Raw genomic sequence first — 20,701 nt, 5'->3', positions numbered from 1 at the left:
CTCCGGGCACGTCGTGCCGCTACTGCTTGTGGGCCGACCAGGCGTGCTGGATGACCAGGTCCGCCTTCAGCTCGGTGAGCTGGAGGGCGACGGCGGACGGGGCGGTGCCGCCGCGGCCGTTGCGGGACGCGAGGGCGCCGGGGACGTTGAGGACGCTGCGGACCTCGGGGGTCAGGTGCTCCGAGATCTTCGCGAACTGCTCGTCGGTGAGCTGGTCCAGCTCGATGCCGAGCCCCTCGCACTCCTTGACGCACTCGCCGGCCACCTCGTGCGCCACCCGGAACGGGACGCCCTGCTTGACCAGCCACTCCGCGATGTCGGTGGCGAGCGAGAAGCCCGCCGGGGCCAGCTCCTCCATCCGCTCCCGGTTGACCGTGAGGGTGGCCATCATGCCGGTGAAGGCGGGGAGCAGGACCTCGAGGGTGTCGCAGGAGTCGAAGACCGGCTCCTTGTCCTCCTGGAGGTCGCGGTTGTAGGCCAGGGGCAGCGCCTTGAGGGTCGCGAGGAGACCCGTCAGGTTGCCGATGAGCCGGCCCGACTTGCCGCGCGCCAGCTCGGCGATGTCCGGGTTCTTCTTCTGCGGCATGATCGACGACCCGGTGGAGAAGGCGTCGTGCAGGGTCACGAAGGAGAACTCCTTCGTGTTCCAGATGATGATCTCCTCCGCGATCCGGGAGAGGTTGATCCCGATCATCGCGGTGACGAAGGCGAACTCGGCGACGAAGTCGCGCGAGGCCGTGCCGTCGATGGAGTTGCCGACCGAGCCCCGCTCGAAGCCCAGGTCCGCGGCGACCGCCTCCGGGTCCAGGCCGAGGGAGGAGCCGGCCAGGGCGCCCGAGCCGTACGGGGAGACCGCGGTCCGGGTGTCCCACTGGCGCAGCCGCTCCGCGTCCCGGGACAGGGACTGCACGTGGGCGAGCACGTGGTGGGCGAAGAGCACCGGCTGCGCGTGCTGGAGGTGTGTGCGGCCCGGCATCGCCACGTCCGCGTGGGTCTCGGCGAGGCCGACCAGCGCGTCCTGGAGGTCGGCGATCAGGCCGCCGATGATCCGGGCGTGGTCGCGCAGGTACATCCGGAAGAGGGTGGCCACCTGGTCGTTGCGGGACCGGCCGGCCCGAAGCTTGCCGCCGAGGTCGGCGCCGAGCCGCTCCAGCAGGCCGCGCTCCAGCGCGGTGTGCACGTCCTCGTCGGCGATGGTGCCGGTGAAGGAGCCGTCGGCGACATCGGCTTCGAGCTGGTCCAGCCCGGCGATCATGCGGTCGAGTTCGTCGGCCGTGAGCAGCCCCGCCTTGTGGAGCACGCGGGCGTGGGCGCGGGATCCGGCGATGTCGTAGGGCGCGAGGCGCCAGTCGAAGTGGACCGACGCGGACAGCTTCGCGAGGGCCTCGGCGGGGCCGTCGGCGAACCGGCCGCCCCAGAGCCGGACGTCACCGTTGTTGCTGCTCACAGATACTGCTCCTCAAGACTGCATGGCTTTGACCGCGTTCAGGACTTCGGACGTGCAACCGCCTCCCCGCCGCGGAGGTAACGGGGAGGCGGTCAGGTACTGCTGGGAAGGTCAGCCGAGGTCGGCGTCAGGCTCCGCCTGCCAGATCACGCTTCGCGGCGATCTTCGCCGAGAGGGCGAAGATGTCGATGAAGCCCTGGGCCTTGGACTGGTCGAAGGTGTCGCCCGAGTCGTAGGTCGCCAGGTTGAAGTCGTACAGCGACTCCTCGGACTTCCGGCCGGTCACCACGGCGCGGCCGCCGTGCAGCGTCATCCGGATGTCACCGGTGACGTGCCGGTTGGCCTCGTTGATGAAGCCGTCCAGGGCGCGCTTGAGCGGGGAGAACCACAGGCCGTCGTAGACGAGCTCGCTCCAGCGCTGCTCGACCTGCCGCTTGTAGCGGGCCAGCTCGCGCTCGACGGTGACGCTCTCCAGCTCGGAGTGGGCGGCGATCAGCGCGATGGCACCCGGGGCCTCGTAGACCTCGCGGGACTTGATGCCGACGAGGCGGTCCTCGACCATGTCGATCCGGCCGATGCCCTGGGCGCCGGCGCGCTCGTTGAGCTGCTGGATGGCCTGGAGCACGGTGACGGGCTTGCCGTCGATGGCGACCGGGACGCCCTCCTTGAAGGAGATGACGACCTCGTCGGCCTCGCGCGGGGTGGCCGGGTTCGAGGTGTACTCGTAGATGTCCTCGATCGGGGCGTTCCAGATGTCCTCCAGGAAGCCCGTCTCGACCGCGCGCCCGAAGACGTTCTGGTCGATGGAGTAGGGGGACTTCTTGGTGGTCGCGATCGGCAGGTTCGCCTTCTCGGCGAAGGCGATGGCCTTGTCGCGGGTCATCGCGTAGTCGCGGACCGGGGCGATGCACTTGAGGTGCGGGCCGAGGGCCTGGATGCCGGCCTCGAAGCGGACCTGGTCGTTGCCCTTGCCGGTGCAGCCGTGGGCGACGATCGAGGCGCCGTGCTTGGCGGCGGCGGCGACGAGGTGCTTGACGATGGTCGGCCGGGAGAGGGCGGAGACCAGCGGGTAGCGGTCCATGTAGAGGGCGTTCGCCTTGATCGCCGGGAGGCAGTACTCGTCGGCGAATTCGTCCTTGGCGTCCGCGACCTCGGCCTCGACGGCACCGCAGGCGAGCGCGCGCTTGCGGATGACGTCCAGGTCCTCGCCGCCCTGGCCGACGTCAACGGCAACGGCGATGACCTCGGCGCCCGTCTCCTCGGCGATCCAGCCGATGGCGACGGAGGTGTCCAGACCGCCCGAGTAGGCGAGTACGACGCGCTCGGTCACGGGTTTCTCCTTACGGTGCATCCAATAGGCATAACTATGCATTACTCCGTATGTTTCGTCAATCGAGCCTCGCCGTCTGCTCTGACCAGCAGAAATATCGGAGGTGCCATGGCCACTCCCCTCACTACCCTCGACGTTAAGGACAACAGGGGGAGTACGCATGAGCGCAAGGCGGGAACGGGCGATGCGGGCGGGGCGCGAGAGCGCGGCGCGCCTGATGGACGGCGGGCACCCCGGCCACACTCCGGTCCCGCTCCCCGAGGGCGCGGCCGAAACGTGGATCACCTTCGACCAGGCAGTACGCGACATCCACCGGTTCCGGTACGGCACCTCCTACATCGGCCAGGACGTGGTGGCGCTGTGCCATCCGGACGGCTACGTCCGCGAAGGCGCGCTCCGGTCGCCGGAGCCGGCGCTCGAACTCGTCGCGATCCGCTGCACCGACTGGGTTCCCGCCGTACGGAAACAGGCCCGGCGCGTGCTGCACGCGGTGCTGGACGCCGACCCCGCGGGAACCGTGCTCCGCCTCACCCCGCTCCTGCTGCGGCTGGGCCGCCGCGAGCACGGCGCCTGGGCCCTGGAGCTGCTGCCCGCGGCGCTGCGCGGCGACCGGCTGCGGGCCGAGCTGCGCGAGAGCGCCGACCTGCCGACCCGGCGGTTCGCCGCGCGTCTGTCGCTGGAGAGCGGCGATTTCGGCGCACGGGAACTCGCCCGGCTCGCCTCCGCCGAGCTGGATCCGCCGACCGCCCGGATGTGGGCGGACGCCGCGCTCGCCGCCATGGCCGCCGACGGGCCGGACGACCAGGCCGTCGACTTCCTGCTCGGCGCCCACATCCCGATGGTCCGCGCCACCGGGGTCACCGCCCTGCGCCGAGCCGGCCGGGCCGCCGAGGCCGGGGAGCACCTCACCGACCGCTCGGGGCTGGTCCGGGCCTGCGCCCGCTGGGCGGTCCGTCAGGACGGCGGCGACCCGTACGCGAGCTACCGCGAGCTGGTCACGGACCCGGCCCGGGTCACCCCGTACGCGGTGAGCGGCTTCGCCGAGTGCGCCCGGCGCGAGGACGGCCCGTTGCTGCGCGCCCTGCTGGGGCATCCCGGCGGCCCGGTGCGGGCCGCCGCCGTCGCCGGGCTGCGCCTGCTGGACGCCGACGACGAGCAGCTGCTGCGGCCGCTGCTCGACGACCCCTCGCCGGCCGTGGCCCGCGAGGTCTGCCGGAGCCTGCGCGCCACGGCGGGGCCGCTGCCCGCCGACTGGCTGACGGCGCGGGTCGCCCCCGACCGTCCGACGCACACCCGCCGGGCCGCCTTCCACCTGCTCCGGGACCAGGGCGGCACCGCCGCGCTGCGGGCGGCCGTCACCCTGCTGGACGTGCGGGATCCCGGTCTGCGCCTGCTGGCCGAGGACACCGTAAGGACATGGAACTGACGGGGATCCCTGGCCGATAATCAGGATCATGGGAAAACTCCACGAACGCATAGACGGCCGGCTGCGCAAGTTCATCGAAGAGCAGCCGATCTTCTTCACGGCGACCGCCCCGCTCTCCGGTGACGGGCACATCAACCTGTCTCCCAAGGGTCGCGCCGGAACCCTCGTCGTCATCGACGACCAGACCCTCGCCTACCTCGACTTCGGCGGCAGCGGCGCCGAGACCATCGCCCACGTCCGCGAGAACGGCCGGATCACCCTGATGTGGTGCGCGTTCTCCGGGCCGCCGAACATCGTGCGCATCCACGGCGAGGGCGAGGCGGTCTTCCGCGACGACCCGCGCTGGGAGGAACTGGTCGCCCTGTTCGGCGACGCCGACGGTCCCGCCGCCCGTGCGGTCATCCTGGTCCACGCCCGCCGGATCGCCGACGTGTGCGGGTACGCCATCCCCTTCATGGAGTACCAGGGCGAGCGCACCCTGCACGCGGAGTACTTCGGCCGCAAGACGGACGAGGAGTTCAACGAGTACTGCGAGAAGAAGGAATTCATCGGGACGAGCCTCGACGGCCTGCCTGCGCTCCCCCTCCCCCTTCCGCCCCGTACCGTCTGAGATGTGCTGCGTACCGCTCTCGTCACGGGCTCACTGATCGTCACGGCCCTGCTCCCCCAAGGCCTTCCGGGCCAGGCCCCGCTGCCCGCCCGGCTCGCGGCGACCGGTGGCGGGAGTCAGCTGATCACCGCCGTCGCGCCCGCCGCCGGCTCCACGACCGGGCGGCTCACCTGGTGGGACCGGCGGGCGGGGCTCTGGTTCGAGGCCGGGAGCGCGCCCGCCCGGTTCGGGGCGAACGGCCTGGCCGAGGGTGCGACCCGCACTCAGGGCACCAACACCACGCCGGCGGGGCTCTACGAGCTTCCGTACGCCTTCGGGATCCGCCGCGCGCCGGCCGGCACGGCCTACCGGTACCGGCGGGTGACGGACCGTTCGTGGTGGTGCCAGGACAACGCCTCCACCGCCTACAACCGCTGGGTGGAGCCGCTGCCCGCGGACTGCGCTCCGGGCGAGGCCGAGCACCTGGTGACGTACGAGAAGCAGTACGCGCACGCGCTGCTCATCGCCTTCAACTACGACGAACCGGTGCGCGGCCGGGGCGCGGGCATCTTCCTGCACGTCAACGGCAAGGGCGCGACGGCCGGTTGCGTGTCCGTACCGGAGCGGGCGATGCGGGAGATCCTGCGCTGGGCGGACCCGCGGCGCCGACCGCACATCGCGATCGGCACCGCGTCGGGGGCCCTGGCCGTGACCCGGTACTAGGTACCGGGCACCGGGCTGAAGGGCCCCGGGTCAGCTCTCCTTCTGGGCCAGCCGCAGGAGGTGGTCGGCGAGCGCCTGGCCGCCCTCCGGGTCGCGGCTGATCAGCATCAGGGTGTCGTCGCCCGCGATCGTGCCGAGGATCGCGCGCAGTTCGGCCTGGTCGATCGCCGAGGCGAGGAACTGGGCCGCGCCCGGCGGGGTGCGCAGGACCACGAGGTTGGCGGAGGCCTCCGCCGAGATCAGCAGTTCCCCGGAGAGGCGCCGCATGCGCTCCTCCTTCGCCGACTCTCCCAGCGGTGCCTGCGGGGTGCGGAAACCGCCCTCGCTGGGCACCGCGTAGATCAGCTCGCCACCGGTGTTGCGGATCTTCACCGCGCCCAGCTCGTCGAGGTCGCGGGAGAGCGTCGCCTGGGTGACGCTCAGCCCGTCGTCGGCGAGCAGTTTGGCCAGTTGGCTCTGGGAGCGGACCGGCTGCCGGTTGAGGATGTCCACGATCCGGCGGTGGCGGGCGGTGCGGGTCTGCGGGACGGCCGGGCCGCCGTGCTCGTTGTCCTGCGGCTGACTCATCGTCGTCTCATTCTCCGGATCCGTCCCCATGGGCTGCGTCGAGGATGCCGGGCAGTGCCCGGAGGAACGCGTCCACCTCGGCCTCGGTGAGTACGAACGGCGGCATGAGCCGTACGACGTCGGGGGCGGGCGCGTTGACCAGGAAGCCGGCGTCCTGAGCCGCCTGCTGCACCCGGGGTGCGAGCGGCTCGGTCAGCACGATACCCAGCAGAAGCCCGGAGCCGCGGACGTGGGAGACGAGCGGGTGCCCGGAGGATTCGATTCCGGAACGCAGCCTCTCGCCCCGCTCCTTGACCCGGTCCAGCAGCCCGTCGCCCGCGATGGTGTCGATCACCGCGAGGCCGGCCGCGCAGGCGACCGGGTTGCCGCCGAAGGTGGTGCCGTGCTGACCGGGCTGGAGCAGGTCTGCGGCGGCGCCGAAGGCCGCGACGGCGCCGATCGGCAGGCCGCCACCGAGACCCTTGGCGAGGGTGACGAGGTCGGGCTCCACGCCCTCGTGGGCCTGGTGCTCGAACCACTGGCCGCAGCGGCCGATGCCGGTCTGCACCTCGTCGAGCACGAGCAGGGTGCCGGTGGCCCGGGTGATCTCCCGGGCGGCCGTCAGGTAGCCGGCGGGCGGCACGACGACGCCGTTCTCGCCCTGGATCGGCTCGATGACGACGATCGCGGTCTCCTCGGTGACGGCGGCCCGCAGGGCGTCGACGTCTCCGTACGGGACGTGCGTGACGTCGCCCGGCAGCGGCAGGAAGGGCTCCTGCTTCTTCGGCTGGCCGGTGAGCGCGAGGGCGCCCATGGTCCTGCCGTGGAAGCCGCCGTCGGTGGCGACCATGTGGGTCCGCCCGGTCAGTCGGCCGATCTTGAAGGCCGCTTCGACCGCCTCTGCACCGGAGTTGCAGAAGAACACCTTGCCGGGGCGGCCGAAGAGCTGGAGCAGGCGCTCGCCGAGCGCGATGACCGGCTCTGAGGCGAAGAGGTTGGAGACGTGCCCCAGGCTCTGGATCTGCGTGGTGACGGCCTCGACGATCGCCGGGTGGGCGTGGCCGAGGGCGTTGACCGCGATGCCGCCGACGAAGTCGGTGTACTGCTTGCCGTCCGCGTCCCACACCTGGGCGCCCTCACCGCGCACGAGGGCCAGCGCGGGGGTTCCGTAGTTGTTGGTCAGCGCACCCTGCCAGCGGGTCCGGTAGTCCTCGTTGCCGGTCACTGTGCTCCCCCTTGCCGTCCGTCCGGCACGACCATCGTGCCGATTCCCTCGTCCGTGAAGATCTCCAGCAGGATCGAGTGCTGGACCCGCCCGTCGATCACGCGGGCGGTGCCGACTCCGCCGCGCACCGCGTGCAGGCAGCCCTCCATCTTGGGCACCATGCCGCTGGACAGCTCGGGCAGCAGCTTCTCCAGCTCGCTGACGGTGAGTCGGCTGATGACCTCGTCGCTGTTGGGCCAGTCCGCGTAGAGGCCCTCGACGTCGGTGAGGACCATCAGCGTCTCGGCGCCGAGTGCGGCGGCGAGCGCCGCGGCGGCCGTGTCGGCGTTCACGTTGTACACGTGGTGGTCGTCGGCGCTGCGCGCGATGGAGGAGATGACCGGGATCCGGCCGTCCGCCAGCAGCGCCTCGATCGCGCCCGTGTCTATGGCGGTGATCTCGCCGACCCGCCCGATGTCGACGAGCTCGCCGTCGATCTCGGGGCTGTGCTTGGTGGCGGTGATGGTGTGCGCGTCCTCGCCGGTCAGGCCGACGGCGAGCGGTCCGTGCTGGTTGAGCAGCCCGACCAGCTCGCGCTGGACCCGGCCCGCCAGGACCATCCGTACGACGTCCATGGCATCGGGCGTGGTGACGCGCAGGCCGGCCTTGAACTCGCTGACCAGGCCTTCCTTGTCGAGCTGGGCGTTGATCTGGGGGCCGCCGCCGTGCACCACGACGGGCTTGAGGCCGGCCTGCCGCAGGAAGACCACGTCCTGGGCGAAGGCCGCCTTGAGCTCCTCGTCGATCATGGCGTTGCCGCCGAACTTGATGACGACGATCTTGCCGTTGTGCCGGGTGAGCCACGGCAGGGCCTCGATCAAAATCTCCGCCTTGGGCAGTGCCGTGTGCTTGCGTGCCGTGCTCATGACGAGTACGCCGAGTTCTCGTGGACGTAGTCGGCGGTCAGGTCGTTGGCCCAGATGACCGCGGACTCGGAGCCGGTGGACAGGTCCGCGGTGATGCGGACCTCGCGGTCCTTCATGCTGACCAGATCGCGGTCCTCGCCGACCGAGCCGTTCTTGCAGACCCAGACGTCGTTGATGGCGACGTTCAGCCGGTCCGGGTCGAACGCGGCCTTGGTGGTGCCGATGGCGGAGAGCACCCGGCCCCAGTTCGGGTCCTCGCCGTGGATGGCGCACTTGAGCAGGTTGTTGCGGGCGATGGAGCGGCCGACCTCGACCGCGTCGTCCTCGCTGGCCGCGCCGATGACCTCGATGCGGATGTCCTTGCTGGCGCCCTCGGCGTCGCCGATCAGCTGGCGGGCCAGGTCGTCGCAGACGGTCCGTACGGCCTCCGCGAACTCCTCGTACGCCGGGACCTCGCCGGACGCGCCGGAGGCGAGCAGCAGCACGGTGTCGTTGGTGGACATGCAGCCGTCGGAGTCGACCCGGTCGAAGGTGGTGCGGGTGGCGGCGCGCAGGGCCCGGTCGAGGGTGGCGCTGTCCAGGTCGGCGTCGGTCGTGAGGACGACGAGCATGGTGGCCAGGCCCGGGGCGAGCATGCCCGCGCCCTTGGCCATGCCGCCGACGGTCCAGCCGCCCTGTGAGGCGGTGGCCGTCTTGTGCACGGTGTCGGTGGTCTTGATGGCGATGGCCGCGGCCTCGCCGCCGTCCGCGGACAGGGCGGCCGCGGCGGTCTCGACGCCGGGGAGCAGCTTGTCCATGGGGAGCAGGACGCCGATCAGCCCGGTGGAGGCGACGGCGACCTCACCCGCGTTGACGTCCCCGCCGAGCGTCTCGGCGACCTTCTCGGCGGTGGCGTGGGTGTCCTGGAAGCCCTTGGGGCCGGTGCAGGCGTTGGCGCCGCCGGAGTTCAGGACGACCGCGGAGACGGTGCCGCCGCGCAGGACCTGCTCGGACCAGTGCACGGGCGCGGCCTTGACGCGGTTGGAGGTGAAGACGCCCGCCGCGGCCAGCCGCGGTCCGTTGTTGACCACGAGGGCCAGGTCCGGGTTGCCGTTCGCCTTGATCCCGGCGGCGATGCCCGCCGCCGTGAATCCCTGTGCTGCCGTGACGCTCACGGTGCCACTCCGATCGTGGAAAGACCCAGGCTCTCGTGGAGCCCGAGGGCGATGTTCATGCTCTGTACCGCGCCGCCGGCGGTCCCCTTGGTCAGGTTGTCGATGGCGCTGATCGCGATGATGCGGCCGGCGGACTCGTCGTACGCGACCTGCACGTGGACGGCGTTCGAACCCTGGACGGACTTGGTGGTGGGCCACCGGCCCTCGGGGAGCAGCTGGACGAAGGGCTCGTCCGCGTAGGCCTTCTCGTAGGCGGCACGGAGTGACTCCGCGGTGGTGCCGGGGAGGGCCTTGGCGGAGCAGGTCGCGAGGATTCCGCGCGCCATGGGGACGAGGTTGGGGGTGAAGGAGACGGAGACCCGTTCCCCGGCGAGCGGGGTCAGGTTCTGCACCATCTCGGGGGTGTGGCGGTGGGCGCCGCCGACCCCGTACGGGGTGACCGTGCCCATGACCTCGGAGCCGAGGAGGTTCGTCTTGAGGGCCTTGCCCGCGCCGGAGGTGCCGGTGGCGGCGACGATCACGGCCTCGGGCTCGGCGAGGCGCGCCTGGTAGGCGGGGAACAGCGCGAGGGAGACCGCGGTGGGGAAGCAGCCGGGTACGGCGACGCGCTTGGCGCCGGTGAGGGCGGCGCGGGCGCCCGGCAGCTCGGGCAGGCCGTAGGGCCAGGTCCCGGCGTGCGTGCCGCCGTAGAACTTGTCCCAGTCGGCCGAGTCCTTGAGCCGGTGGTCGGCGCCCATGTCGATGACGAGGACCTCGTCGCCGAGCTGGGCGGCGACGGCGGCGGACTGGCCGTGCGGGAGCGCGAGGAAGACGACATCGTGGCCGGCGAGCACCTCGGGGGTGGTCGCCTCCAGGGTCCGACCGGCGAGCGGACCGAGGTGCGGCTGCAGGTTGCCGAAGAGCTCGCCCGCGTTGGAGTGGCCGGTCAGGGCGCCGATCTCGACCTCGGGGTGGCCCAGGAGCAGGCGCAGGACCTCACCGCCCGCGTATCCACTCGCTCCGGCCACCGCTACACGTACCACCATCGGACCCTCCTCATCGATGGCATGACTATACGTATCGCCGCACGTTTATGCAAAGATCTTTCCGTCGCATGCGATCCTGAGGAGCGTGACATCCCTTGAGGACCTGGTACGGCTGCGCCGCGCGCGAGACACGATGGACCGGGACTACGCAGAGCCTCTGGACGTCCCGGCACTGGCCAGAGTCGCCTTGATGTCGGCCGGGCACTTCTCGCGCAGCTTCCGCGCCGCCTACGGCGAGACGCCTTACAGCTACCTTATGACCCGCCGTGTCGAGCGGGCCAAGGCTCTGTTGCGCCGGGGCGACCTGAGCGTGACGGAGGTCTGCTTCGCGGTCGGCTGTACGTCGCTGGGCTCGTTCAGCTCGCGCTTCACCGAACTGGTCGGCGAGAGCCCGAGCGCGTACCGGGCGCGCGAGCACGGGGCGGGCGCGACGATCCCGGCGTGCGTGGCCAAGATCCACACGCGTCCGGTGCGGAACGGCTGACCAGCCCGGGGCAGACGGGCCCGGTGGCGACCGGCCCGGCGCGGACCGGTCAGGATCGGAGAAGCGGATTCCGGCGCCGTCTCGTAGGTTCGAAGCCATGAACAGCATCAAGCTCTCGCAGTGCTTCATCGCCGTCGACGACCACGACAAGGCGCTCGCCTTCTACCGCGACGTCCTCGGCATGGAGGTCCGCAACGACGTCGGCTTCGAGGGGATGCGCTGGGTGACCGTCGGCTCGCCCGAGCAGCCGGACGTGGAGATCGTCCTCGAACCGCCGCTCGCCGACCCCAACGCCTCACCCACCGACCGGCAGGCGATGGCGGAACTGCTGGCCAAGGGCCTGCTGCGCGGAGTGATCTTCCAGACGGACGACGTGGACGCCACCTTCGAGAAGATCCGTGCGGCGGGCGGCGAGGTCCTCCAGGAGCCGGTCGACCAGCCCTACGGCGTCCGCGACTGCGCCTTCCGCGACCCGGCGGGCAACATGCTCCGCTTCAACCAGCCGCGCACCCGCTAGTGCTCTGACCGGAAAGGTTCACCGCCTCACGACGCCCGGCACGGCACCTCGCCGCGTTGTCGGGCCACGCGAGTACGTCCAGTACGAGCCGTGGCCCTCCGCCTTGCGATGCACCGCACCGGACGCCGTGAACCGGCAAACCTTTCCGTCAGAGCACTAGGCGGTGAAGCCGTAGGCCAGGACCGCCGCCGACAGCAGGAGCCCGGCACCGGCCATCACCTTGGCCGCGGCCGGGCGTTCCCGCGGGTCCGCCCCGGTGGCCAGCAGGAGTTGCAGCGCCGAGGGGAAGAAGAGGAACATCCCCGCCATGGCGCCGACGAACGACCACAGCACCAGGCACGCCACGATGGTGCCCGTGACGTAGACGAAGGCGGACGGCCGGGCGTACAGGAACGACGGCACGGCGACCACCGCGGCGGTCGCGAGGCCCAGGGCGAGGATCCCGGAATCCGCGAACCACACGATCAGCACCGGCAGCGGGGTGAGCGCGGCGCACAGCACGAGGCCGAACTGCCACGGATGAACACGCGCTCCCACAGCGGCCTGCATGACCCACCCCCGGATCCGGCGACTTGAACACGTTCAAGCTACCGCACCCCGTGTCGGGCTACACGAGCGGGTGCCGCACCCAGACGTTCGGTTCCACGTAGACCGCGTAGCCCTGCTCCGGGACGCAGTGGACCGGGGCGAGGGCGCCGGGGACCTGGACCGGGCCCGGCTCGTCGAAGGGCAGGCCGGTCCACTCGCGCCACTGGTCGAGCGAGCCGTTGATCGTCATCGACAGCGGGGCCACCGAGTCGACGACCCCGCCCGCGCGGACGTGGACGCGCAGCCAGGGGTCGTACGGCAGCCCGTCCTCACGCGTCCGGTACGCGTACTCGTGGATCGAGGTGTCCGGCTCGGCGGGCTTCCCGCTCGGCCGGACGGGAGCCACCGCCTCGACGAAGCCCCGGGCGCGGGCGTTCTCCCGCATGGCGGCGAGCATCCGGCCGGACAGGCCCTCGCCCTGCCGGTCGGTGGCCACGCTGATCTCGATCGCACTCACGGTGTCGGGCTCGACCCCGCGCCGCCGGTCGGAGAAGGCCCACATCAGGATGCGGTCCCAGCCCTGGGCGGGCAGCACCCCGTCGCGGCCCGGCGCGTGCTGCGCGAACGGCAGGCTGAAGCCCCGGGCGACCACGGTGTCGCCGTCGGTGGCGATCAGGACGTACTCGGCGAATTCGGCGACCATCCGCGGATACAGCAGCCAGGCCAGCGCGTCGTGCTGGGCGAACTCGGGCCAGGAGTCCTTCATGTCCCAGAGCCGACCCGCGAGTTCGGGGCGCTCCGCCAGGGTGGTGATCTCGATGGTGCTCATCCGGGCAGGCTAGACCGCCCTCCCGAGCGGCTCAACCGCATTACGCCGGGGCCTGGAGCGAGAGGTGCCAGCGCCCGGACCAGCCCGTGAGGGTCATCGTGGACAGCGGGCGGACGTCCACGTTCCAGTACGTCAGCGGGGGCGCCTTCAGCGCGTAGACCAGGGCCGCCCGGACCACCGAGGGTTCCGCCACCGCCACGATCGCGCCCCCGTCGTCCGCCGGCCGGGTGTCGAGCCAGCCGCCGATCCGGGAGATGAACGCGAGCAGGGACTCCCCGCCGTGCGGCGCCGCCCGCGGGTCGGTGAGCCACAGGTCCACCGCGCCCGGTTCGTGGGCGGTCACCTCGGCCAGGGTCAGCCCCCGCCAGCGGCCCATGTCGCACTCGCGCAACGCGGGCTGCGCGAGCGGGGCGTAGCCGAGGGCCTGGCCGGTGGCCCGGCTGCGCGGGGTCGGCGAGCAGTAGCGCAGCTCGGCCGCGCCCAGCCGGGCGAGTCCGGGCGCGGCGTCCGCCACCGCGTGCCAGCCGCGCCCGTCGAGGGGGCGGTCGTCGTCGAAGCGCTCGGCGAGCAGCGAGGAACCACGGGCTGCGGCAACGAGCGAAACCCGAACATGCATGCGGCGATGGTGGGCCCCGCGCCGCACGGGGTCAAGCGTCCTGACCGACCCCACACGGCGGCAGGGCCGTGTGCAGCCGCCGGACCGCCTCGACCAGTTCCCCGGGACCGGACACCCCGGCGAAACTCATCCTGACGTGCGGCCCCGGCGGTTCCGCGCAGAAGTACGGGCGCCCCGGCGACACCGCGACCCCCGCGCGCATGGCCTCCGCCGCGAAGGCGGTGTCGTCGCCGCTCCCCGGCGGCCGCACCCACAACTGGTAGCCGCCGGAGGGCAGGTGCGGCAGCGTCAGCCCGGGCAGTTCCCGCCGCAGCGCTCCGGCCAGCACGTCCCGGCGGTGGCGCAGATCGGCGGCGACGCCGCGCAGGTGGCGGGGCCAGGCGGGGGCGCCCACGAGCTCCAGCGCGGCCTCCTGGAGCGGCCGGGCCACGAAGAAGCTGTCGACGACCTGGATGGCGCGCAGCCGGTCCACGACCGGGCCGCGGGCCGCGATGGCGCCCACCCGCAGGCTCGGCGAGGTGGCCTTGGTCAGGGACCGGACGTGCACCACCACCCCGTCGGCGTCCTCGGCGGCCAGGGTCACGGGCAGCGGCCCGTGGTCCTCGTGGGCCAGGTACCGGGCGTAGTCGTCCTCCACGACGAAGGCGCCGGCGGCCCGCGCGATGCGCAGCACCTCGGCCCGCCGTTCCGGGGCCAGCACGGACCCGGTCGGGTTCTGGAACAGCGGCTGGCATACGAACACCCGCGCGCCGGTGGCTTCGAAGGCGGCGGCCAGCAGCTCCGGCCGGACCCCGTCCGCGTCCACCGGGACCGGCACCGGCCGGCATCCGGAGGCCCGGGCGATGGCCAGCAACCCGGGGTAGGTCGGCGACTCCACGAGGATCGGTGCCCCCGGCGGGGCGAGCGCCCGCAGGGCCGCGGCCAGCGCGCTCTGCCCACCGGCGGTGATCAGTACGTCCGCGGCGACGACCGCGCCGCCGATCTCCCGGGCGAACCAGTCGCGCAGCTCGGGCAGCCCCTCGACGGGTGGCCGGCCCCAGGCCCCGGGGCGGCGCCCGGCCCGGGCCAGGGCGGCCGCCATGGCCCGCTCGGGCTGGAGGGAGGGGTGCAGGTAGCCGCCGTTGAGCTCGATGACCCCGGCCGGTGGCGTGGCCAGCGAGACGAGGACCCCGCCGGCGTCGACGGAGCGCGGGACGATCTCCCCGGCGCCCTCCGCGCTGAGGGCGACCTCCTGCCAGGAGGTGTCCCCGGCCGCGGGCACCGCCGTGCGCGGGCGGGCGCGGAAGACCCCGGAGCCGGGGCGGGTGACGACCAGGCCCTCGGCGGCGAGTTGCGCCAGGGCCCGCGAGACGGTGACCGGGCTGACCCGGTAGCGCTCGACCAGGGCCCGGCTCGACGGGAGCTTTCCACCTACCGAGTAGCGGTTGAGTTCGGACCGCAGCGAATCCGCCAACTCCGCCACACTGCTACGCTCATACATGACAGCACACAATAGCGCTACTCGCCCGACCACGATAGCGGTCACGAGCCCCTTCTCCGGATCTCTGAGCCGCGGCACGATCCTCGCCTCGCTCGGTGTCCTCGCCTTCTCGCTGACCTTCCCCGCCACGGCGTGGGGGCTGCGGAGCTTCGGGCCGTGGTCGCTGGTCTCCCTGCGCAGCGTGCTCGCGGCCCTCATCGCGGCCGGATTCCTGATCGCCCTGCGCGTGCCGCTACCCCGCCGCGAACACCGGCTGGGTCTCGCCGTCGTCGCCGCGGGCGTGGTGGTCGGCTTCCCGATGCTGACCACCCTGGCCCTCCAGACCTCCACGACCTCCCACGCCGCCGTCGTGGTCGGGCTGCTGCCGCTGACCACCGCCGCGCTGTCGGCGCTGCGCACCGGCGCCCGCCCCTCGCGCACCTTCTGGATCGCCGCCGTCGCCGGGGCCGTGGTCGTGCTGGCATTCGTTGCATGTGACAGCACTCTGGGGCAGAGCGGGGGCGCCCTCTCGCTCGGCGACGGCTACCTGTTCGCCGCGCTGCTGGTGTGCGCCGCCGGGTACACCGAGGGTGGCCGCCTCGCGCGGCTGATGCCGGGCTGGCAGGTGATCGGCTGGGCCCTGGTGCTGTGCCTGCCGCTGAGCCTGGCCGGTTCCGCGCTCGGTCTCGCGTACGAGCCGGTGCACCTCACCGGCCAGGGGCTGGCGGGCCTGATCTGGGCCGCGGCGGGCTCCACCTTCCTCGGGCTGTACGTCTGGTACCGCGGCATGGCCGAGATCGGCGCCCCGCGCGCCAGCCAGCTCCAGCTGGCGCAGCCGCTGCTGACGCTGGTCTGGTCCGTCGCGCTGCTCGGCGAGCACCTCTCCCCGGCCGCCCCGGCCGCCGCTTGCGCGGTCCTGGTCTGCATCGCGGTGACCCAGCGGGTCAAATGACCCCGAGTCGACCTAAACTGCTAGCACCGGATCGGACCGCCACCGAGGAGGTCAGTTATGCGAGCGACCGAGGGCGACCAGCTGGTGCAGCACGGCCGGGTCGTGGGACAGCACGACAAGATCGGTGAGATCACTCAGGTACTCGGAGAGAACGGCACCCCTCCCTACCGGGTCCGTTTCCAGGACGGCCACGAGGCAGTCATGTCTCCGGGCCCCGACTGCGTCGTGAAGCACCCGGCGGAGCCCGCACACTGACTCAAGCCGGCGCCGCCGCCGTCGGGTAGTGATCGGCGACCACCCTGGCCATTGCCCCATTGGGGTCCGCGACCACGTTCTTGGCGGAGAACCAGACGTGGCCGCGGACCTGGGGGTACTTCCGCGCGAACGTCACGTGGCGCGACATCTCGCGCGGGTCGCGCCAGGCCTCGGTGGGGCTGTCGGAGCGGCATTGGTAGAGCGCCTCCCCCACGTACAGCCTCACGTTCGTACCCGCCACGGTGCGCGCCCACCAGGGGACGATGTCCGCGTAGTCGGCGGTCGGGTGCCCGATCTGCCAGTACGCCTGGGGCACGACGTAGTCGATCCAACCCTCCTTGACCCACTTGCGGGTGTCCGCGTAGAGGTCGTCGTACGTCGCGACGCCCGCCCGCGTCGGTGAGCCGAGCGGGTCGGTGTCGGAGTTGCGCCAGACCGCGAACGGGCTGACGCCGAACCGGGCCGCGGGCCGCAGCGCCCGCACCCGCTCGGACATCTCGCGGACCAGGGTGTCGGTGTTGTGGCGGCGCCAGGCGGCGCGGGAGGCGAAGTCGCCGCCGTGCTCCTCGTAGGCCTCGTCGTCGTCGAAGTACTCCCCCTCCACCGGGTAGGGGTAGAAGTAGTCGTCCCAGTGCACCCCGTCGACCGGGTACCGGGAGACCGCGTCGAGCATGGCCTCCTGCACGTGGCGCCGCACTTCGGGCATGCCCGGGTTGAAGAAGAGCTTCCCGCCGTACTCCACGGTCCACTCCGGGTTCCGCCTGGCCGGGTGGCCGTCCGCCAGCCGGTCGAGGTCGGTGTGGTTGGCCACGCGGTACGGGTTGAACCAGGCGTGCAGCTGCAGCCCGCGGGCGTGCGCCTCGGTCACGGCCGTGCCCAGCGGGTCCCAGCCCGGGTCCTCCCCCTGCTCCCCGGTCAGCCACTGCGACCAGGGCTCCAGCCGCGAGGGCCACAGCGCGTCGGCGGCCGGCCTCACCTGGAGGACCACCGCGTTGAGCCGCCGCTTGACGGCCGTGTCGAGGAGGGAGATCAGCTCGGCCCGCTGCCGCGCGGCGGACAGCCCGGCCCGGGAGGGCCAGTCCACGTTCGAGACGGTGGCGATCCACATCCCCCGGAACTCGGGCGGCGTCGCCCGGGCCGGGATCCGGCCGGCCGGCGGGGCCGAGGTCCTGGGGGCGGCCGCGGCGCCCGGCCCTGCCGTGGCCGCCGCGATCACCCCCGCCGCTCCCGCCAGCAGTTCCCGTCGACCGATGCGCGCCATGTGACTGCTCCGTTTCACTGAGTGACATTGGACGGTGTGACCCAGCATGCCCGCCCCGGCCCCCCGCCCGGCGCAAGGTCGGGAGTAACGTCGGGGGGCGTGGCGGGCGCCGGAATCGTACGGGGGACCCGCCGACGGATGAGCAGCGAAAGGCACGAAGTGACTGACCTCCCTTCCGACATCACACGGGTCGGCGTAGTGGGCTGTGGCCAGATGGGCGCGGGTATCGCCGAGGTGTGCGCCCGCAGTGGCCTTGAGGTCAAGGTCGCCGAGACCACGGGCGAGGCCCTGGAGATCGGACGTACCCGGCTGTACAACTCGCTGACCAAGGCCGCCGAACGCGGCAAGATCACGGAGGAGGAGCGGGACGCCACCCTGGCCCGCCTCACCTTCACCACCGACCTCGGCGAGTTCGCCGACCGCGACCTGGTCATCGAGGCCGTCGTCGAGAACGAGCAGGTCAAGACCGAGATCTTCCAGATCCTCGACCAGGTGATCACCCGCCCGGACGCGATCCTGGCCTCCAACACCTCCTCGATCCCGCTGGTCAAGCTGGCCGTCGCGACCTCCCGGCCCGACCAGGTCATCGGCATCCACTTCTTCAACCCGGCACCGGTGCAGAAGCTCGTCGAGCTCATCCCCGCGCTGACCACGGGCGACGAAACGGTCAAGCGCGCCGAGGCCCTGGTGCGGGACGTGCTGGGCAAGCACGCCGTCCGCGCCCAGGACCGGTCCGGTTTCGTGGTGAACGCGCTCCTCGTCCCGTACCTGCTGTCGGCGATCCGGATGTTCGAGTCCGGCATCGCCAGCCGCGAGGACATCGACAACGGCATGGAGCTCGGCTGCGCCCACCCGATGGGCCCGCTGAAGCTGTCCGACCTGATCGGCCTGGACACCATCGTCTCCATCGCCGACTCCATGTACGCCGAGTACAAGGAGCCGCTGTACGCCGCTCCCCCGCTGCTCCAGCGCATGGTCGACGCGGGCCGCCTGGGCCGCAAGACGGGCTCCGGTTTCTACCCGTACGGCTGACCCCGCCCGCTCCTAGGGCCGACCGCCCAGCCTGAGGTGATGCAGGAGCAGCAGCCCGGCCGCCATGTTGGCGGCCGGGATCTCGCCGCGCGCGATCATGTCCGGCACGAGCTTCAGCGGGACCCACTCGCGCCGTGAGGACTCGAAGTCGTCCTCGGGATGGCCGACGTACGTGGCGCCGTCCGCCCAGTACAGGTGGTGGCGGGCGTCGGTCAGCCCGTTGGACGGCTCCACGGTCATCAGGTGGTGGAGCGGGCCGGGCCGCCAGCCCGACTCCTCCTCCATCTCGCGGGCCGCCGCCGATTCGACGCTCTCGCCGTCCTCGACCACCCCGGCGGGCAGTTCCCACCCCCAACTGTCCGTGATGAAGCGGTGCCGCCACAGCAGCAGCACCTCGTTCGCCTCGTTGACCGCCGTGGCGACGGCCACCGGGCGCAGCCGGATGACGAAGTGGTCCAGGTGCCGCCCGTCGGGGAGTTCCACGTCGGCCAGGTTCACGTCGAACCAGCGGTTCTTGTACACGGTCTGCTCACTCAGGTTCGTCCACTGCACGGTCTTGCCACCTTCCGCTCGGATCGGTGGCAACATGGCAGCAGTTCGAGCCGTCACAGGGGAACGCGCAGCGCCCCGTCGATGAGCTCCGCGGTCTCCTCCGCCCCGGAACAACCGCTGGTCAGCAGCTGCTCGCGGACCGCCCGCAACCGGTCCCGCAGGCGCAGCGACTCCATCCCCCTGGCCCGGTGCGCCATTTCGGCCGCGGCGGCCACCGCCCGGTCGGCCTCGCCCTGGCGCAGCTGGATCTCGCACAGCATCGCCAGCCGGTGCACCCGCCCCCGGTCGTGCGCGGGCGTGCCGACGGCCGCGGTGGCCTGCTCGTGGGCCGCGGCCAGGTCCCCGAGGCTCAGCAGCGCCTCTGCCACCTGCACGTTGACCAGACCGGGCTGCACGTAGCCCGTCTCGTCCGGCTCGCTGCCCGGCCGGATCCGCTCGGCCGCGGCCTCGGCGTGCCGGATGCATTCCAATGCCGCCGCGGTGTCGCCGAGTTGGGCGTACGCCTTGGCCTGCATCGCGTAGAGGTCGGAGGCCAGCGCCGGGGTGGTGTGCCGGCCGGCGGCGCGCAGCGCGGCCTCGGCGAAGGCGACGGCCTGGCGGTACTCGCGCAGGTGCAGACACTGGTTGACGATCAGCGCGATCACGTACGCCCCGAGTCCCCGGTCCCCGCTCGCCTTCGCCAGCCGCAGCGCCTGGTGGAAGTAGCGCTGGGCGAGCCCGTGCGCGTCGGAGTCGTACGCGCAGATCCCCGCGACCGCCACGAGGGACCCGGTGGCCCGGTGGAGCCGGCGGCCCAGGTCGTCGGAGTAACTCCCGCGCAGCATCGGGGCGGTCTCGGTGCCGAGGAAGCGCACGATCCGGTCCCGGGTGGCCACCCCGCCGGCCCGCCGGTACATCAGCTCGTAGTGCGCGCGGGCCGCCTTGAGGATCTCGATGTGCTCGGGCCCGATCCGGTCGGGACCGTCCCTCGACACGTCGGCGTCCTCGGGCGGGTTCTCCCACTCCCACACCGGGATGACCGCGGGGGTACCGGTGACCGCCTCCGCGGCGAGCAGGTGCGGCCGCGCCTGCCCGTCCGACCGCCACAGGGCGGCGGCCCGGTCCACGAACCCGCTCAGCGGCGAGGCCCCCGGCGGGGCGGCCTGGCCGGGCACCCCGAGCCCGATGTCGTCCAGCCCCACGGGCCTGCGCAGCCGGCCGCCGAGCACCTCGCAGATCAGGTCGGGGACCTGGCCGCGGGGGCGCTGGCCCTTCAACCACCGGGTGACGGCGGTGTGTTCGTAGCGCAGGGCGAGACCGCGGGTGCGGCCCGCCTGGTTCACGTACGCGGCGAGTCCGGCATGGGACATGCCCGCCTCGGAGAGGAGGGCGTCGAGCAGGACATTGGGCTGCATGGGCCGCTCCAAGGGCTCGTCGATCCCAGGCTAGTGGGTGCGGGGTTCACACGGGGTGTGAACCAAGTACGCGCATAAATGCGATACGCACTCTGCCGCGCGGGCCGCGCGGGGCGCTTCACTTAAGGGCCTCGCCAAAGAGGCAGCCCGGGTCGTCGGCTCCCCCTCGTACAGTGCGACGACCCGTCACAGCGCCGCCCGTTCTGCTGTCTGCCCGACACTCCACGGCAGGCGGGCGGCGCCGTCCGGCTCCGCCGGTGCCAGGTTGGTCGCCCGGCCCGGCCGGAGCCGGACCTCTCGGGGCCCGGCCCCCAGACCCCCGCCCCACCAGGTGCGGCCCACTGCCGGGGCTCCGCCCCGGACCCCGCTCCTCAAACGCCGGAGGGGCTGGTTTTGCCTCCTGTCGTCCGACAAGTGCGGCTGGATTGCCCGCAGGGCAATTTCAGCTCGCC

22 protein-coding genes are annotated in these 20,701 nt (G+C 72.3%); 8 read left to right on the top strand and 14 right to left on the bottom strand.

The window, feature by feature from the left end:
- Positions 1–19: 19 nt before the first annotated feature.
- On the bottom strand, positions 20–1,447 hold the full coding sequence (argH, locus tag ACIQ5Y_RS07065) for an argininosuccinate lyase (protein ID WP_403875961.1): 1,428 nt from the start codon (positions 1,445–1,447) through the stop codon (positions 20–22).
- A gap of 127 nt (positions 1,448–1,574) precedes the next feature.
- Positions 1,575–2,777, bottom strand: coding sequence for an argininosuccinate synthase (locus tag ACIQ5Y_RS07060; protein WP_403875958.1), 1,203 nt, complete (start codon positions 2,775–2,777; stop codon positions 1,575–1,577).
- A gap of 160 nt (positions 2,778–2,937) precedes the next feature.
- Between ACIQ5Y_RS07060 and ACIQ5Y_RS07055 the strand changes: the two genes are divergently transcribed.
- The 3 genes from ACIQ5Y_RS07055 to ACIQ5Y_RS07045 are packed head-to-tail and all read left to right on the top strand — an operon-like array spanning position 2,938 to position 5,515.
- Positions 2,938–4,203 carry a HEAT repeat domain-containing protein gene (locus ACIQ5Y_RS07055; protein ID WP_403875955.1) on the top strand — a complete coding sequence of 422 codons (1,266 nt, stop codon included), beginning with the start codon at positions 2,938–2,940 and terminating at the stop codon, positions 4,201–4,203.
- A gap of 28 nt (positions 4,204–4,231) precedes the next feature.
- Positions 4,232–4,813, top strand: a complete 582-nt coding sequence (locus tag ACIQ5Y_RS07050; RefSeq protein ID WP_403875952.1) for a pyridoxamine 5'-phosphate oxidase family protein — start codon at positions 4,232–4,234, stop codon at positions 4,811–4,813.
- A 6-nt stretch (positions 4,814–4,819) separates the two neighbouring features.
- Positions 4,820–5,515 (top strand): L,D-transpeptidase, encoded by a 696-nt coding sequence (locus ACIQ5Y_RS07045; protein ID WP_403876537.1) that lies wholly within the window; start codon positions 4,820–4,822, stop codon positions 5,513–5,515.
- Between the two features lie 30 nt (positions 5,516–5,545).
- Here the strand turns inward: ACIQ5Y_RS07045 and ACIQ5Y_RS07040 are convergent, their stop codons facing one another.
- From ACIQ5Y_RS07040 to argC, 5 genes are read right to left on the bottom strand one after another with little or no spacing between them, the layout of a single operon-like run.
- Positions 5,546–6,082, bottom strand: coding sequence for an arginine repressor (locus ACIQ5Y_RS07040; protein ID WP_403875949.1), 537 nt, complete (start codon positions 6,080–6,082; stop codon positions 5,546–5,548).
- A 7-nt stretch (positions 6,083–6,089) separates the two neighbouring features.
- Positions 6,090–7,286: an acetylornithine transaminase gene (locus tag ACIQ5Y_RS07035; protein ID WP_403875946.1), complete on the bottom strand. Its 1,197-nt coding sequence runs from the start codon at positions 7,284–7,286 to the stop codon at positions 6,090–6,092.
- A complete protein-coding gene (argB, locus tag ACIQ5Y_RS07030) occupies positions 7,283–8,191 on the bottom strand; it encodes an acetylglutamate kinase (protein WP_403875943.1) in 909 nt (302 codons plus the stop codon). Before argB ends, ACIQ5Y_RS07035 begins: the two co-directional genes overlap by 4 nt.
- Entirely contained in the window at positions 8,188–9,345 is a 1,158-nt protein-coding gene (gene argJ, locus ACIQ5Y_RS07025; RefSeq protein WP_403875940.1) for a bifunctional glutamate N-acetyltransferase/amino-acid acetyltransferase ArgJ, read from the bottom strand. Before argJ ends, argB begins: the two co-directional genes overlap by 4 nt.
- Positions 9,342–10,370, bottom strand: coding sequence for an N-acetyl-gamma-glutamyl-phosphate reductase (gene argC / locus ACIQ5Y_RS07020; RefSeq protein ID WP_403875937.1), 1,029 nt, complete (start codon positions 10,368–10,370; stop codon positions 9,342–9,344). Before argC ends, argJ begins: the two co-directional genes overlap by 4 nt.
- Before the next feature lie 85 nt (positions 10,371–10,455).
- Between argC and ACIQ5Y_RS07015 the strand changes: the two genes are divergently transcribed.
- The gene (locus ACIQ5Y_RS07015) at positions 10,456–10,854 is read left to right on the top strand and encodes a helix-turn-helix domain-containing protein (protein WP_403875935.1); all 399 of its coding nucleotides are present in this window, start codon (positions 10,456–10,458) and stop codon (positions 10,852–10,854) included.
- Between the two features lie 97 nt (positions 10,855–10,951).
- Positions 10,952–11,371: a VOC family protein gene (locus ACIQ5Y_RS07010; RefSeq protein WP_403875932.1), complete on the top strand. Its 420-nt coding sequence runs from the start codon at positions 10,952–10,954 to the stop codon at positions 11,369–11,371.
- Between the two features lie 156 nt (positions 11,372–11,527).
- Here ACIQ5Y_RS07010 and ACIQ5Y_RS07005 read toward each other — a convergent pair whose 3' ends face one another.
- From ACIQ5Y_RS07005 to ACIQ5Y_RS06990, 4 genes are all read right to left on the bottom strand, one after another.
- Positions 11,528–11,908 carry a hypothetical protein gene (locus tag ACIQ5Y_RS07005; protein WP_403875929.1) on the bottom strand — a complete coding sequence of 127 codons (381 nt, stop codon included), beginning with the start codon at positions 11,906–11,908 and terminating at the stop codon, positions 11,528–11,530.
- Positions 11,909–11,978: 70 nt separating this feature from the next.
- Positions 11,979–12,728 (bottom strand): N-acetyltransferase, encoded by a 750-nt coding sequence (locus ACIQ5Y_RS07000; protein WP_403875926.1) that lies wholly within the window; start codon positions 12,726–12,728, stop codon positions 11,979–11,981.
- Positions 12,729–12,768: 40 nt separating this feature from the next.
- Positions 12,769–13,344 carry a histidine phosphatase family protein gene (locus tag ACIQ5Y_RS06995; protein WP_403875924.1) on the bottom strand — a complete coding sequence of 192 codons (576 nt, stop codon included), beginning with the start codon at positions 13,342–13,344 and terminating at the stop codon, positions 12,769–12,771.
- Positions 13,345–13,375: 31 nt separating this feature from the next.
- On the bottom strand, positions 13,376–14,824 hold the full coding sequence (locus ACIQ5Y_RS06990) for a PLP-dependent aminotransferase family protein (RefSeq protein ID WP_403875921.1): 1,449 nt from the start codon (positions 14,822–14,824) through the stop codon (positions 13,376–13,378).
- On the opposite strand from ACIQ5Y_RS06990, the gene ACIQ5Y_RS06985 reads away from it, so the two are divergent.
- Both ACIQ5Y_RS06985 and ACIQ5Y_RS06980 read left to right on the top strand, forming a co-directional pair.
- The gene (locus ACIQ5Y_RS06985; protein ID WP_403875918.1) at positions 14,823–15,755 is read left to right on the top strand and encodes a DMT family transporter; all 933 of its coding nucleotides are present in this window, start codon (positions 14,823–14,825) and stop codon (positions 15,753–15,755) included. The two genes, ACIQ5Y_RS06990 and ACIQ5Y_RS06985, sit on opposite strands and share 2 nt — an antisense overlap.
- Before the next feature lie 57 nt (positions 15,756–15,812).
- Positions 15,813–16,010: a DUF1918 domain-containing protein gene (locus tag ACIQ5Y_RS06980; RefSeq protein WP_376659210.1), complete on the top strand. Its 198-nt coding sequence runs from the start codon at positions 15,813–15,815 to the stop codon at positions 16,008–16,010.
- A gap of 1 nt (position 16,011) precedes the next feature.
- Here the strand turns inward: ACIQ5Y_RS06980 and ACIQ5Y_RS06975 are convergent, their stop codons facing one another.
- Positions 16,012–17,271 (bottom strand): glycoside hydrolase family 10 protein, encoded by a 1,260-nt coding sequence (locus ACIQ5Y_RS06975; RefSeq protein WP_403875915.1) that lies wholly within the window; start codon positions 17,269–17,271, stop codon positions 16,012–16,014.
- Between the two features lie 138 nt (positions 17,272–17,409).
- Between ACIQ5Y_RS06975 and ACIQ5Y_RS06970 the strand changes: the two genes are divergently transcribed.
- Positions 17,410–18,303, top strand: coding sequence for a 3-hydroxybutyryl-CoA dehydrogenase (locus tag ACIQ5Y_RS06970; RefSeq protein ID WP_376659208.1), 894 nt, complete (start codon positions 17,410–17,412; stop codon positions 18,301–18,303).
- 12 nt (positions 18,304–18,315) lie between these two features.
- On the opposite strand, the gene ACIQ5Y_RS06965 is transcribed toward ACIQ5Y_RS06970, so the two are convergent.
- Both ACIQ5Y_RS06965 and ACIQ5Y_RS06960 read right to left on the bottom strand, forming a co-directional pair.
- Entirely contained in the window at positions 18,316–18,855 is a 540-nt protein-coding gene (locus ACIQ5Y_RS06965) for an NUDIX hydrolase (RefSeq protein ID WP_403875911.1), read from the bottom strand.
- A gap of 53 nt (positions 18,856–18,908) precedes the next feature.
- Positions 18,909–20,249 (bottom strand): transcriptional regulator, encoded by a 1,341-nt coding sequence (locus ACIQ5Y_RS06960; RefSeq protein WP_403875908.1) that lies wholly within the window; start codon positions 20,247–20,249, stop codon positions 18,909–18,911.
- Positions 20,250–20,701 lie beyond the last annotated feature (452 nt).

The organism is Streptomyces sp. NPDC096339 (assembly GCF_044762985.1).
In the GTDB taxonomy this organism is placed as follows: Bacteria; Actinomycetota; Actinomycetes; order Streptomycetales; family Streptomycetaceae; genus Streptomyces.
Note: the sequence above shows the minus strand (reverse complement) of the source record. Positions and strands in the feature narration are given on the sequence as shown.

What these genes read in the sequence shown, in the direction of transcription:
- ACIQ5Y_RS07055 (WP_403875955.1), top strand. Translation starts at nt 2,938, where the DNA reads ATGAGCGCAAGGCGGGAACGGGCGATGCGGGCGGGGCGCGAGAGCGCG.
- ACIQ5Y_RS07050 (WP_403875952.1), top strand. Translation starts at nt 4,232, where the DNA reads ATGGGAAAACTCCACGAACGCATAGACGGCCGGCTGCGCAAGTTCATC.
- ACIQ5Y_RS07040 (WP_403875949.1), bottom strand. Translation starts at nt 6,082, where the DNA reads ATGAGTCAGCCGCAGGACAACGAGCACGGCGGCCCGGCCGTCCCGCAG.
- argB (WP_403875943.1), bottom strand. Translation starts at nt 8,191, where the DNA reads ATGAGCACGGCACGCAAGCACACGGCACTGCCCAAGGCGGAGATTTTG.
- argC (WP_403875937.1), bottom strand. Translation starts at nt 10,370, where the DNA reads ATGGTGGTACGTGTAGCGGTGGCCGGAGCGAGTGGATACGCGGGCGGT.
- ACIQ5Y_RS07010 (WP_403875932.1), top strand. Translation starts at nt 10,952, where the DNA reads ATGAACAGCATCAAGCTCTCGCAGTGCTTCATCGCCGTCGACGACCAC.
- ACIQ5Y_RS07000 (WP_403875926.1), bottom strand. Translation starts at nt 12,728, where the DNA reads ATGAGCACCATCGAGATCACCACCCTGGCGGAGCGCCCCGAACTCGCG.
- ACIQ5Y_RS06995 (WP_403875924.1), bottom strand. Translation starts at nt 13,344, where the DNA reads ATGCATGTTCGGGTTTCGCTCGTTGCCGCAGCCCGTGGTTCCTCGCTG.
- ACIQ5Y_RS06985 (WP_403875918.1), top strand. Translation starts at nt 14,823, where the DNA reads ATGACAGCACACAATAGCGCTACTCGCCCGACCACGATAGCGGTCACG.
- ACIQ5Y_RS06990 (WP_403875921.1), bottom strand. Translation starts at nt 14,824, where the DNA reads ATGTATGAGCGTAGCAGTGTGGCGGAGTTGGCGGATTCGCTGCGGTCC.
- ACIQ5Y_RS06980 (WP_376659210.1), top strand. Translation starts at nt 15,813, where the DNA reads ATGCGAGCGACCGAGGGCGACCAGCTGGTGCAGCACGGCCGGGTCGTG.
- ACIQ5Y_RS06975 (WP_403875915.1), bottom strand. Translation starts at nt 17,271, where the DNA reads ATGGCGCGCATCGGTCGACGGGAACTGCTGGCGGGAGCGGCGGGGGTG.
- ACIQ5Y_RS06970 (WP_376659208.1), top strand. Translation starts at nt 17,410, where the DNA reads ATGAGCAGCGAAAGGCACGAAGTGACTGACCTCCCTTCCGACATCACA.
- ACIQ5Y_RS06960 (WP_403875908.1), bottom strand. Translation starts at nt 20,249, where the DNA reads ATGCAGCCCAATGTCCTGCTCGACGCCCTCCTCTCCGAGGCGGGCATG.